Origin of the sequence: Pseudomonas sp. TWR2-1-1, from assembly GCF_049897045.1 — a bacterium.
GTDB lineage: Bacteria > Pseudomonadota > Gammaproteobacteria > Pseudomonadales > Pseudomonadaceae > Aquipseudomonas > Aquipseudomonas versuta.
The window spans coordinates 331,124-343,910 of the sequence record NZ_JAFCVM010000004.1 but is presented as its reverse complement, the minus strand read 5'-3'; the positions used below and the strand labels follow the sequence as shown (position 1 = coordinate 343,910).

The following is a 12,787-nucleotide window of genomic DNA, read 5'->3' as shown; positions in this document are numbered from 1 at the left end:
TAGGAGTCGCGCTCGCTCGCGAGCTCTTTAAGCATCGCGAGCATGCCCGGCGCCTACAGGGTTGCAGTGTCGGTCAGCGCGTTTTCCAGTTCAGAATCATCAAGGTCAACACGCCCGCCACAATGCCCCAGAAGGCCGAGCCGACCGAGTACAGGGTCATACCGGATGCTGTGACCATGAAGGTGATGAGGGCGGCCTCACGTTCTTTCGATTCACTCATGGCGACAGTCAGGCCATTGCTGATCGAACCGAACAGTGCCAGTGCCGCAATCGACAGTACCAATTCTTTGGGAAAGGCTGCGAACAATGCAGCCAGCGTTGCTCCAAATGTCCCGGCGATGCCATAAAAAATGCCACACCACATTGCCGCCGTGTAACGCTTTTTAGGGTCTTCGTGAGCGTGCGGGCCAGTGCAAATGGCAGCACTGATTGCGGCCAGGTTAACCCCGTGGGAGCCAAAAGGAGCCAGCAGCAACGAGGCGACACCGGTTGTGGTGATCAGCGGTGAAGCGGGGACGTTGTACCCGTCGGCACGTAGTACGGCGATGACGGCATGTTTTGTGAGGTCATGGCGACCACAAACAGGGGAATGCCGATACTGATGGTTGCGGCCATCGAGAATGAGGGCGTAGTCCATACCGGAACGGCGACCTCGAGGGCGAAACCGCTGAAATCCAGGAGCCCGAGCAAACCCGAGATCAAGGTCCCTATCAGCAAGGCCGCCAGCACGGCATAGCGCGGCATCAGACGCTTGACGATCAAGTAGGTGACGAGCATTCCGACCACAAGCCCGGTGCGATGCTGCGCTGCGACAAAGATTTCGCTGCCGATCTTGAACAGAATGCCCGCCAGCAAAGCCGCTGCCAGGGATCCGGGGATCCGTTTGACCAGGCGCTCGAAGCTGCCAGTCATGCCGCAGATAATGACCAGCACCGCACAGGTGATATAAGCACCGATCGCCTCGCCATAACTGACTCCGCCCAGGCTTGTGATCAGCAATGCGGCTCCGGGCGTTGACCAGGCGATGGTAATGGGGGTGCGGTAACGCAAGGACAGTCCGATGCTGCAAACTGCCATGCCGATTGACAAAGCCCATATCCACGAGGAAATTTGTCCGCTGGTCAGTCCTGCTGCCTGTCCGGCCTGGAACATCAGCACCAGGGAGCTGGTGTAGCCGGTCATCATTGCGATAAACCCGGCGACCACGGCTGAAGGCGATGTGTCGGACAGCGGATGTAACCGCGGCAAAGGGGCGTCGGACATGGTGCGCAATTCCTTGTTCTTGAAGAGAGTTCAAACAGCACGCAAGCCTAAACGTAAACCTCGCCTGTTATTGCGATACAGCCGGGATCACAAATGACCGTACAGTCGTACTGGCACTCTGGCTTGTGTACAATGCGCCCTTATTTTCTGCATTAATTCTTTGCCAGCGACGCCCGTTACCGTACTGACGTAACGTCTATTTCCGCCGCCGCTTTCCCACTCGAGTGCCCATGAACGAACAGTTGCAGCCTCTCAAGAAACAACCCCGCGCAGGCAAGGCCGGCCGCAGTGGAACCCAGGACGATATCGTCTATGCGCATATATTCGAGGCGATTCTCGAACAGCGCCTGGCGCCTGGCACCAAGCTGAGTGAAGAAGCACTGGGTGAAATCTTTGGTGTGAGCCGTATGATCATTCGTCGTGCCTTGTCGCGTCTGGCCCACGAAGGGGTCGTACTGCTGCGGCCAAACCGTGGCGCGGTGGTGGCAAGCCCCAGTATTGAAGAAGCGCGTCAGGTGTTTTTTGCCCGGCGGCTGGTAGAAAAGGCCATCACCGAACTGGCTGTGGTGCATGCCTGCGCTGAAGACCTGGCGCAGTTGCGCAAAATGGTGCAGGACGAGCGCGACAGCTTTTCGCGGGGCGATCGCGGCGCCGGGATCCGCTTGTCAGGCGAGTTTCACCTGAAACTGGCAGAGGCTGCCAAAAATGCGCCCCTGATCAGTTTCCAGCGCAGCCTGGTCTCGCAAACGTCACTGATTATTGCCCAATACGAGAGCGGCAACCGCTCGCACTGCTCCTACGACGAGCACATGCAATTGATCGATGCGATTGAAGCGCGTGATGTCGCGCTGGCGGTGGACCTGATGATGCACCACATGGATCACATCGACAGCAAACTCAACCTTGACGAAGAGAGCGCCTCGGACGATCTGCATGCCGTGTTCTCGCACTTGCTGCAAACCAAGGGTAAAAGTCCACGGCCTTCAGCCAAGCTGTAAACCCGCCATTGATCCCTTGCAGGAGCGAGCTTGCTCGCGATGTTATCGCCGGCAAGCTGGCTCCCACAAAGTGGCGGAGTATCAGGATTTAGCGCTGATGCACCAGATTGCCCGCCGCATAGGTCTGTTGCACGGTGCGGTCGTCACCCAGGGTCATCAATACAAACAATGTTTCGGCAATGTTTTTCGACTGTTTGAGGCGATAGCTCAGCAACGGCGTGGCGTTGTAGTCGAGGACTACGAAGTCCGCGTCGCTGCCCGCTTGCAAGTTGCCGATACGGTCCTCCAGGCGCAGGGCCCGCGCGCCGCCCAATGTGGCCAGATACAGCGACTTGAACGGATCGAGGCGTGCGCCCTGCAACTGCATGACCTTGTAGGCTTCGTTCAGGGTGTTGAGCAGCGAGAAGCTGGTGCCTGCACCGACATCCGTTCCCAGCCCGACATTGAGTTTGTGCTTCTCTGCCATCGGCAAGTTGAACAGGCCGCTGCCAAGGAACAGGTTGGACGTCGGGCAGAAAGCCACAGCCGAGCCTGTTTCGGCCAGTCGGGCACATTCCTCGTCACACAAATGTACGCCGTGGGCAAATACCGAGCGCTCTCCCAGCAGTTGGTAGTGGTCGTACACATCCAGATAGCCTTTACGCTCCGGGAACAGCGATTTTACCCACTCAATTTCTTGAAGGTTCTCGCTGATATGGGTGTGCAGGTACAGATCCGGGTATTCGCCCAGCAACTTGCCTGCCAGGGTTAATTGCTCTGGAGTGCTGGTCGGTGCGAAGCGTGGGGTAACCGCGTAATGCAGACGGCCTTTGCCGTGCCAGCGCTCGATCAGCGCCTTGCTTTCGCTGTAGCCGGTTTCGGCGGTGTCAGTCAGATACTCCGGCGCGTTGCGATCCATCATCACTTTGCCGGCAATCAGGCGCAGGTCCAGACCCTGGGCCGCTTCGAACAGGGCGTCCACTGACTGCGGATGCACGCTGCCAAATACCAGAGCCGTGGTGGTGCCGTTGCGCAGCAGTTCCTTGAGGAAAATTCCGGCTACTTCGTCGGCATGGGCTTTATCGGCGAACTGGTTTTCGCACGGGAAGGTGTAGGTGTTGAGCCAGTCGAGTAACTGCTCGCCGTAGGCACCAATCATCCCGGTTTGCGGAAAGTGGATGTGGGTGTCGATAAAACCGGGAGTAATCAGTGCATCGGTGTATTCAGTGATTTCGGTGTCGGCGGTCAGTGTCGCGAGCAGTTCGCTGGCGGGGCCGACGGCTTTGATCAGGCCGTTGTCGACCACCAGCAAGCCATCCTCGAAATACTCATAGGAGGCTTCGATTCCGACTTCAGCGGGGTCGTCAATGCTGTGCAGGATGGCGGCGCGATAGGCTTTACAGGTCATGACAATTCTCAGTGCGTGGCATGGCTGCGTCGTGAAGACGGCAGCAATTGTTTAATGGGGTCAGATGTCGCGGTGTTGGCACTGGCCGTGTGCTGGCCAAAGTGAGCGTTATAGGTGGCGATGATTTCGCCGGCGATGGAAATCGCGATTTCGACAGGCAGTTTGCCTTTGACTTCGCTCAAGCCCATCGGGCAGCGCAAGCGCTGCAAATGTTGCGGGCTGAAACCGCGGTCGCGCAGGCGATGCTCGAACTTCACGCGTTTGGTTTTTGAGCCAATCAAGCCGAAGTAGGTGAAGTCGTTACGTTTGAGCAATGCGGCGCTGAGTTCCAGGTCCAGGGCGTGATTATGCGTCATGACGATGCAGTAGCAACCTGTTGGCAGCGCATCTACCTCGTCGACGGGTTCTTCGGTGACTATTTTTCGAACACCCGCGGGTATATGCACAGGGAACTCCTGTTCCCGCGAGTCGATCCAGCGCACCCGGCACGGCAGGCCGGCAAGCAGCGGCACCAGTGCACGTGCCACATGGCCGGCGCCAAATACGGCGATATGCGCCTGCACCTGGCCCATGGGCTCGAACAGCAACACGGTTACGCCACCACAACACTGGCCCAGGCTGGCGCCGAGGCTGAAACGCTGCAAATGGGTGTCGTGCCTGCCGCTGTCGAGCATCTGGCGGGCGATCTCCATCGCCTTGTATTCCAGATGCCCGCCGCCAATGGTGTCGAAGGTCTGCGTGGCACTGATGACCATCTTTGAGCCAGCATTGCGCGGGGTCGAGCCTTGCTCCTCGATAATGGTCACCAGGACGCAAGGTTCGCCTTGCTGCTGCAGGTCGGCCAGGGCGCTGATCCAGTTATTCATGCTGTTTTTCCTGCGCTGCCTGACGCATCTGCTCACAGCCCCACAACACCCTTTCCGGCGTTGCTGGCGCATCGATGTCGGGTTGCACGCGATAATCGGCAAGGCTGGCCACAGCATCCTTGATCGCGCACCAGGCGGCGATGCCGAGCATAAACGGTGGCTCGCCCACGGCCTTGGAGTGAAACACCGTGTCTTCCGGGTTTTTGCGGTTTTCGACCAGGGTTACACGCAGGTCCAGAGGCATGTCCGCCACAGCCGGGATCTTGTAGCTGGCCGGGCCGTTGGTCATGAGTTTGCCTTTGGCATTCCATACCAGCTCTTCCATGGTCAGCCACCCGGCCCCTTGTATGTAGCCGCCTTCGACCTGGCCGATATCAATGGCCGGGTTTAGGGAGGCGCCCACATCGTGGAGGATGTCTGTGCGCAACATTTTGTATTCGCCGGTCAGGGTGTCGACGATGACTTCGGCGCAGGCGGCGCCAAAGGCAAAGTAGTAAAACGGTCTTCCGCGGGCCTGGGTGCGGTCATAAAAGATCTTTGGCGTTTTGTAGTAGCCGGTGCTCGACAGTGACACCTGGCCGAAATACGCCTGCTGGATCAGGGTTTCAAAACTGATGATCTGCTCGCCAACGCGGACCTGACCGTTGTGAAATATCACATCCTGCTGCCCGACCTGATACTTGCCTGCCGCAAACTCGATCAGCCGTTGCTTGATGGTTTGCGCGGCATTTTGCGCGGCCTTGCCATTCAGGTCGGCACCGCTGGAGGCGGCAGTCGGCGAGGTGTTTGGCACTTTGTCAGTGTTGGTTGCGGTGATCTGCACGCGGCCGATCTCTACTTGAAATACCTCTGCTACCACTTGCGCCACCTTGGTGTTCAAGCCCTGGCCCATCTCGGTGCCACCGTGGTTGAGGTGGATGCTGCCGTCAGTGTAGATATGGATCAGCGCCCCGGCCTGGTTGAGGAAGCTGGCGGTAAAGGAAATGCCGAATTTAACCGGGGTCAGTGCCAGACCTTTTTTCAGGATCGGGCTGTTGGCGTTAAACGCCTTGATCGCTTCGCGTCGCTCGCAGTAGTGGCTGCTTGCCTCAAGATCCGCGGTCATTTCCTCCAGCAGGTTGTGCTCCACGGTCTGGTAATAGTGGGTCACGTTGCGTTCAGTCTTGCCGTAGTAGTTGGCTTTGCGCACGGCCAGCGGATCGAGGGCCAGGTGGCGGGCGATACGGTCCATGACCTCCTCGATGGCGACCATCCCTTGGGGCCCGCCAAAACCGCGATAGGCGGTGTTTGAGGCGGTGTTGGTTTTGCAGCGATGGCCATTGATCGTTGCGTCGCCCAGGTAATAGGCGTTGTCGGCATGGAACATGGCGCGGTCGACGATGGAGTTGGACAGGTCCGGCGAGCACCCGCAGTTGCCGGCCAGATCTAGCTGGATGCCTTGCAGTTGACCTTTGGCATCGAAGCCGACGTCGTACTCGATATAAAACGGATGGCGCTTGCCGGTCATCAGCATGTCTTCGACCCGTGGCAGACGCATTTTGCAGGGCTGGCCGGTCAGGCGCGCGACCACCGCACACAGGCAGGCGGGGCTGGCAGCCTGGGTCTCTTTGCCGCCAAATCCGCCACCCATGCGGCGCATGTCGACGACGATTTTGTTCATCGATACGTCGAGGACTTCGGCGACCAGTTTTTGCACTTCGGTCGGATTTTGCGTCGAGCAGTAAACGATCATGCCGCCATCTTCGGTAGGCATTACCGAGGAGATCTGGGTTTCGAGATAGAAGTGTTCTTGCCCGCCGATATGCAGGCTGCCTTGCAGTCGGTGAGTCGCCCTGGCCAGTGCCCCGGTCGAATCGCCGCGTTGATGGGTGTGGCTTTCGAGCACGAAGTGCTTGTTGCGCAGCGCCTGAACCACATCGAGCACGGGCTCCAGGTCTTCATATTCAATAATCGCCGCCATTGCGGCCTTGCGGGCGGTATCCAGGTCCCGTGCGGCCACGACCAGTACCGGTTGGCCAACAAATTCAACCTTGTCGATGGCCAGTAGCGGGTCGCCGGGCAGTAGCGGACCAATGTCCTTGAGGCCGGGAATATCCTCATGGGTGATTGCCAGGCGCACCCCGTCAAAGCCATAGCAAGGTGATGTATCGACGCGAATGATTCTGGCGTGAGCCCGGTCGGACAAACGTGCGTATAGATGTAGCTGATTGGGGAATTCAAGCCGGTCATCAATGTACTGTGCTTCACCCGATACGTGCTTTTCGGCACTGTCATGTTTGACACTGCGACCAACGCCGGTCTTCAGGTCTTGCTGGAAGAGGGCGGTCAACTCGGCCTGGGTTGGCCCAATCTTGTGTTGGTTAGACATATGCAGTCACCCGCGTCTCAAGGTGTGGCGTTTGCTGCTCGATGAAAAATTTGCGCAGCAGGTTTTGCGCGCTCAGCAGGCGGTATTCCTTGCTGGCGCGAAAGTCGGACAGCGGGGTGAAATCTTCAGCCAGTGCTGCGCAGGCACGTTCTAGGGTCGACGCGCTCCAGGGGGAGCCGAGCAGGGCATCTTCGCAGGCCTTGGCCCGCTTGGAGGTGGCCGCCATGCCGCCATAGGCCACCCGTGCTTCCAGCACCAGCCCTTTGTCGATATGCAGGTTGAAGGCTGCGCACACGGCACTGATGTCGTCATCCAGGCGCTTGGAGACTTTATAGGCGCGAAAGGTATGACTTGCGCTGGCGCGTGGGATGACAACTTTCTCGATGAATTCGCCTTCCTGGCGTGCAGTCACCCGGTAGTCGATGAAGTAGTCCTCAATCGCCAGGGTGCGGCGTACTTCCCCTTTGCACAGCACCAGCTGTGCTCCGAGAGCGATCAACAGAGGGGGCGTGTCGCCAATGGGTGAGGCGTTGCCAATATTGCCGCCAAGGGTGCCTTGATTGCGGATTTGCAAGGACGCGAAGCGTTGCAGCAGCTCGCCGAAGTCCGGGTATTCAGCCTTGAGCGTGCTGTAGGCGTCCGTCAGTGAAACGGCGGCACCGATTTCCAGGCGGTCATCAAAGCGCTCGATTCGCTTCATCTCGGCCACATTGCCGACATAAATCATGACCGGTAGCGGGCGATGGAACTGCGTGACTTCCAGCGCCAGATCGGTCCCTCCAGCCAGCAGGCGCGCTTGAGGGTGCGACTCATACAATTGGGCCAGATCGCTGATGGTCAAGGGCAGCAGGCAGCGTTTGTCGCCGCTGTTCAGTTCTGCGGTCTGGGTCGGGGCAATGGCCTTGAGTTGAGCGATGGTCTGGCTTTGTTGTGCATCGAACTGATCGGGTCGATCTGCGCTGCAGGCCTGCTCGGCGGCAGCCAGGATGGGGCGGTAACCGGTACAGCGACACAGGTTGCCCGCGAGTGCTTCGTGCGCCTGATGCGCATCATTGTGGCCAGTGTTGTTCTTTTGCAGGGCGAACAGCGACATCACAAAGCCCGGGGTGCAGAAACCGCACTGTGAACCGTGGCAGTCGACCATTGCCCGTTGCACGCTGTGCAGTTGGCCCTGGTGCTTGAGGTCTTCAACGCTGATCAGTTGCTTGCCGTGCAGGGTCGAAACAAAGGTCAGGCACGAGTTGATACTGCGATAGCGCAGGCGCTCGGCGCCTTTATCATCGGTATGCAATTCACCCACCACTACCGTGCAGGCACCGCAGTCGCCGCTGGCGCAACCTTCCTTGGTGCCGGGTTTGTGCAGGTGTTCGCGCAAGTAAGCAAGCACGGTCATATTCGGGTCCAGCACATGCTCGGAGCGGAGCGTCTGGTTGAGTAGGAACTGGATCACGGAAGGCCTCGCAAAATCATTATTGTTATAGAGCGGGATGGGCTGAATCTAGCCAAAGCTGACTCTCAGGTCAAGAAAATAGGCTCGCCTGTCCCGGTGAATTAAATAACGGGTATTTATTTGCTTATTTCGTGCCAAATTCAGCGATTGAGGCACTCCGCTAGCACCGAACAAGTGCGTTACACTGCGCCGCTTGTACTGATCGAAGATTTTGAAGGTAAAACATGACGTTCAAGGCGCCGGATAGCCTCGCCGAGCAAATCGCTCACCACCTTGCCGAACGCATCATTCGTGGCGAGCTCAAGCCAGGGGAGCGCATTCAAGAGCAGAAAGTGACACTGGCACTCAATGTCAGTCGCGGATCTGTGCGCGAAGCATTGTTGATCCTTGAGCGCCGGCACCTGATCGCGATCCTTCCGCGGCGTGGCGCCCACGTTACCGAGCTCACCGCACACAAGGTGCAGAGCCTGTGTACGCTGATGAGCGAGATGTACATCCTGCTGGGCAACGCCGTTGCCCGGCGCTGGGCGGTTCCGGCCGATCTGGGCCCCTTCCTGCAAATTCAGCAGCGCTTGATCGCCAGTTACGAGCGTCAGGACATCAGTGCATTTGTCGAAGACAGCTTCAATGTGATGCGCGCGGCGTACCCGTTTGCCGACAACCCGTATTTGCAGGAAACCGTTGAGAACCTGCATCCGGCCATGAGCCGTGCTTATTACCTGGCACTGGATCAGCGCAAGGCAGAAATGAGTGAATACCTGGAGCTGTTCGCGCAGTTGCTCGAAGCCGTGCTGGCGCGTGATTTGCCGCAGATCCGGGAGGTCCTGAGCCGTTACGCCCAGCGCAGTTGTGACCTGGTGCTGTCTGCCTTGACGGTTGCCTGAGCGTGCGCCTCACTTGCATCAAGCTCGCGGGCTTCAAGTCCTTCGTCGATCCGACCACCGTTAACTTCCCGAGCAATATGGCGGCCGTTGTGGGCCCTAACGGCTGCGGCAAGTCCAATATCATCGACGCCGTACGCTGGGTGATGGGTGAAAGCTCGGCCAAAAACCTGCGCGGCGAGTCGATGACGGACGTCATCTTCAATGGCTCCACCACGCGTAAGCCGGTGAGCCAGGCCAGCATCGAGCTGGTATTCGATAACTCCGACGGCACGTTGCTGGGCGAATACGCGGCCTACGCCGAGATATCCATCCGCCGTAAAGTGACCCGCGACAGCCAGACCACCTATTACCTGAACGGTACCAAGTGCCGTCGGCGTGACATCACCGATATTTTCCTGGGTACCGGCCTCGGGCCTCGCAGCTATTCGATTATCGAGCAGGGCATGATCTCGAAATTGATCGAGTCCAAGCCCGAAGACCTGCGCAATTTTATCGAAGAGGCGGCGGGCATCTCCAAGTACAAGGAGCGTCGCCGCGAGACTGAAAACCGTATTCGCCGTACCCACGAAAACCTCGCCCGCCTGACTGACCTGCGCGAAGAGTTGGGTCGTCAGCTTGAGCGCTTGCATCGCCAGGCGCAGGCTGCCGAGAAGTATCAGGAGTACAAGGCCGAAGAGCGTCAGCTCAAGGCTCAGCTGTCAGCCTTGCGCTGGCAGGCACTGAACGAGCAGGTGGGTCAGCGCGAAGCGATTATTGGCAACCAGGAAGTCAGTTTCGAAGCCCTGGTGGCCGAGCAGCGCAATGCCGATGCCAGCATCGAACGCTTGCGTGACGGGCACCATGATCTGTCAGAGCGCTTTAATTTGGTGCAAGGACGCTTCTATTCGGTCGGCGGTGATATTGCCCGGGTCGAACAAAGCATCCAGCACGGTCAGCAGCGTTTGCGTCAGTTGCAGGATGATCTGCGCGAAGCCGAGCGTTCACGCCTGGAAACCGAGTCCCATCTGGGCCATGACCGCACGATGCTGGCGACGCTGGGTGAAGAGCTCGAAATGCTTGCACCCGAGCAGGAGCTGACCAGCGCTGCGGCTGAAGAAGCCGCTGCAGCGCTGGAAGAGTCCGAGCACACCATGCACGGCTGGCAAGAGCAGTGGGATGAGTTCAACCAGCGTTCGGCAGAGCCCCAGCGTCAGTCCGAAGTCTTGCAAGCGCGTATTCAGCAGCTGGAAACCAGCATGGAGCGCGTGGCCGAGCGTCAGCGGCGTCTGGCGCAAGAGCGCGCCTTGCTGGCGGCGGACCCTGAAGATGCGGCAATTCTTGAACTGAGCGAGCAACTGGCTACCAGCGAGTTGACCCAGGAAGAATTACAGGCCAGCGAAGAACTGCTTGTCGAGCGGCTGGAGCAGGTGCGCCATGACTTGCAGCAGGCGACACAAAATCAGCAACAGGCTCAGGGTGAGCTGCAGCGGCTAAATGGTCGCCTGGCCTCCCTTGAGGCCTTGCAGCAGGCAGCTCTGGACCCAGGCATCGGTGCGGGGGAGTGGCTGCGTGAGCAGCAGCTCGCCGATCGACCCCGTTTGGCCGAAGGCCTGCGTGTCGAAGCCGGTTGGGAACTGGCGGTCGAAACCGTGCTGGGAGCCGACCTGCAGGCCGTGCTGGTGGATGACTTTGCGCAACTGGATCTGGCCGGGTTCGCCCAAGGCGACCTGCGTCTGTTCAGTGGCGGTTCTCAGGGGAGTCGTTTGTCGGGCAGTTTGCTCGACAAGGTTGAGGCCGACTTTGATCTGTCGCCATGGCTGGGTCAGGTCAAAGCGGTTGAAACCCTTGAGCAGGCCTTGGCCCTGCGTGCGCAATTGGCAGATGGCCACAGCCTGATCAGCCGCGACGGGTATTGGGTCGGGCGCAATTTCTTGCGCGTACGGCGTGCCAGCGAAGCCGAAAGCGGTGTGTTGGCCCGTGGTCAGGAAATTCAGCGTTTAGGCGTTGAGCGCGAAGAGCGCGAAGCCACCCTGGCCACCCTTGAAGAGCAACTGCAGCACTTGCGCGAGCAACAGCTGGCGCAAGAAGACTCGCGAGAGCAGGTTCGCCGCCGTCTGCAGGACGAAGCCCGTCAGCAAGGTGAGATCAAAGCCAGGCTTTCCGCCAGTAAAGCCAAGGTCGAGCAATTGACGTTGCGTCGTCGTCGCCTGGATGAAGAGCTCGCCGAGCTGACAGAGCAGCGTGCAGTGGAGCATGAGCAGGTTGGCGAGTCGCGCCTGCAGCTTCAGGATGCGCTGGATGCCATGGCCACCGACACGGAGCAGCGCGAACTGCTACTGGCCCAGCGCGACAGTCTGCGCGAGCGCCTGGACGGGGTGCGTCAGGAAGCACGCCAGCATAAGGATCACGCTCATCAGTTGGCGGTTCGCCTGGGCTCGCTAAAAGCGCAGCACGACTCGACCCGTCAGGCCCTTGAACGGCTCGAGCTGCAAGCCGAGCGTCTGGCTGAAAAGCGTGAGCAGCTCAGTCTTAATCTGGAGGAGGGTGAAGCCCCCCTCGAAGAGTTGCGCCTCAAGCTTGAAGAGTTGCTCGACAAGCGCCTGACCGTGGATCAAGAACTCAAGATCGCCCAGACCGCCCTTGAGGATGCTGACCGTGAATTGCGTGACGCCGAAAAGCGCCGCAATCAGGCCGAGCAACAATCTCAGCTGATTCGCGGGCAACTTGAACAGCAGCGCATGGAGTGGCAGGCGCTGACGGTGCGTCGTACCACATTGCAGGATCAGTTGCTGGCAGACGGCTATGACTTGCACGGGGTGCTTGCCACCTTGAGTGCCGAGGTCAATGAGCAGCAGGCCGAAGAAGAATTGGAACGTATTGCTGCACGTATTCAGCGTCTGGGCGCGATCAACCTGGCCGCCATCGATGAATATCAGCAGCAGTCCGAACGCAAACGTTATCTGGATGCCCAGGATGCCGATCTGGTTGAAGCACTGGATACGCTGGAAAACGTTATTCGCAAGATCGATAAAGAGACGCGCAGTCGCTTTAAAGACACCTTTGATCAGATAAATGGTGGATTACAGGCACTTTTCCCAAAAGTTTTCGGTGGTGGCAGCGCTTATTTGGAACTGACGGGCGAAGATTTACTCGATACAGGGGTAACAATCATGGCGCGTCCACCGGGCAAGAAGAACAGCACCATTCATTTGCTGTCCGGTGGCGAGAAAGCATTGACTGCCCTGGCATTGGTTTTTGCTATTTTCAAACTCAATCCGGCGCCGTTTTGCATGCTCGATGAAGTTGATGCACCGCTTGATGACGCTAACGTGGGCCGCTATGCCCGCCTGGTAAAAGAGATGTCACAGACCGTGCAATTCATTTACATCACACACAACAAAATCGCCATGGAAATGGCTGATCAGTTGATGGGGGTGACAATGCATGAGCCCGGCTGCTCTCGTCTGGTGGCGGTTGATGTCGAGGAGGCAATGGCAATGGTCGATGCGTGAGCTATAAGCATGTAGGGGGATTTTTTCTTCTTGTAAGAGGATTCCTAAATATTTGTCTGGCATGACTGATGGGTCGTGGG

7 protein-coding genes and 1 pseudogene are annotated in these 12,787 nt (G+C 58.5%); 3 read left to right on the top strand and 5 right to left on the bottom strand.

Going from position 1 to position 12,787, the window contains the following annotated elements; genetic code table 11:
- Positions 1 to 73 precede the first annotated feature (73 nt).
- Positions 74 to 1,263 (bottom strand): annotated as a pseudogene (locus tag ACP7BO_RS12755) (benzoate/H(+) symporter BenE family transporter).
- Positions 1,264 to 1,493: 230 nt separating this feature from the next.
- Here ACP7BO_RS12755 and ACP7BO_RS12750 point away from each other — a divergent pair.
- Positions 1,494 to 2,261 (top strand): GntR family transcriptional regulator, encoded by a 768-nt coding sequence (locus ACP7BO_RS12750; protein ID WP_426210746.1) that lies wholly within the window; start codon positions 1,494 to 1,496, stop codon positions 2,259 to 2,261.
- Between the two features lie 88 nt (positions 2,262 to 2,349).
- On the opposite strand, the gene guaD is transcribed toward ACP7BO_RS12750, so the two are convergent.
- From guaD to xdhA, 4 genes are read right to left on the bottom strand one after another with little or no spacing between them, the layout of a single operon-like run.
- Positions 2,350 to 3,648, bottom strand: a complete 1,299-nt coding sequence (gene guaD / locus ACP7BO_RS12745; protein ID WP_397456226.1) for a guanine deaminase — start codon at positions 3,646 to 3,648, stop codon at positions 2,350 to 2,352.
- A gap of 8 nt (positions 3,649 to 3,656) precedes the next feature.
- Positions 3,657 to 4,514, bottom strand: a complete 858-nt coding sequence (gene xdhC / locus ACP7BO_RS12740) for a xanthine dehydrogenase accessory protein XdhC (protein ID WP_426210743.1) — start codon at positions 4,512 to 4,514, stop codon at positions 3,657 to 3,659.
- Positions 4,507 to 6,882, bottom strand: a complete 2,376-nt coding sequence (gene xdhB, locus ACP7BO_RS12735) for a xanthine dehydrogenase molybdopterin binding subunit (RefSeq protein WP_426210741.1) — start codon at positions 6,880 to 6,882, stop codon at positions 4,507 to 4,509. Before xdhB ends, xdhC begins: the two co-directional genes overlap by 8 nt.
- The gene (gene xdhA, locus ACP7BO_RS12730; RefSeq protein WP_426210739.1) at positions 6,875 to 8,332 is read right to left on the bottom strand and encodes a xanthine dehydrogenase small subunit; all 1,458 of its coding nucleotides are present in this window, start codon (positions 8,330 to 8,332) and stop codon (positions 6,875 to 6,877) included. The genes xdhB and xdhA overlap by 8 nt, the downstream gene beginning before the upstream one ends.
- Positions 8,333 to 8,556: 224 nt before the next feature.
- Between xdhA and ACP7BO_RS12725 the strand changes: the two genes are divergently transcribed.
- Both ACP7BO_RS12725 and smc read left to right on the top strand, forming a co-directional pair.
- The gene (locus tag ACP7BO_RS12725) at positions 8,557 to 9,216 is read left to right on the top strand and encodes a GntR family transcriptional regulator (RefSeq protein ID WP_060691427.1); all 660 of its coding nucleotides are present in this window, start codon (positions 8,557 to 8,559) and stop codon (positions 9,214 to 9,216) included.
- A gap of 2 nt (positions 9,217 to 9,218) precedes the next feature.
- Positions 9,219 to 12,707: a chromosome segregation protein SMC gene (gene smc, locus ACP7BO_RS12720; RefSeq protein WP_426210736.1), complete on the top strand. Its 3,489-nt coding sequence runs from the start codon at positions 9,219 to 9,221 to the stop codon at positions 12,705 to 12,707.
- The last annotated feature ends 80 nt before the right edge of the window (positions 12,708 to 12,787 follow it).

What these genes read in the sequence shown, in the direction of transcription:
- ACP7BO_RS12750 (WP_426210746.1), top strand. Translation starts at nt 1,494, where the DNA reads ATGAACGAACAGTTGCAGCCTCTCAAGAAACAACCCCGCGCAGGCAAG.
- guaD (WP_397456226.1), bottom strand. Translation starts at nt 3,648, where the DNA reads ATGACCTGTAAAGCCTATCGCGCCGCCATCCTGCACAGCATTGACGAC.
- xdhC (WP_426210743.1), bottom strand. Translation starts at nt 4,514, where the DNA reads ATGAATAACTGGATCAGCGCCCTGGCCGACCTGCAGCAGCAAGGCGAA.
- xdhB (WP_426210741.1), bottom strand. Translation starts at nt 6,882, where the DNA reads ATGTCTAACCAACACAAGATTGGGCCAACCCAGGCCGAGTTGACCGCC.
- ACP7BO_RS12725 (WP_060691427.1), top strand. Translation starts at nt 8,557, where the DNA reads ATGACGTTCAAGGCGCCGGATAGCCTCGCCGAGCAAATCGCTCACCAC.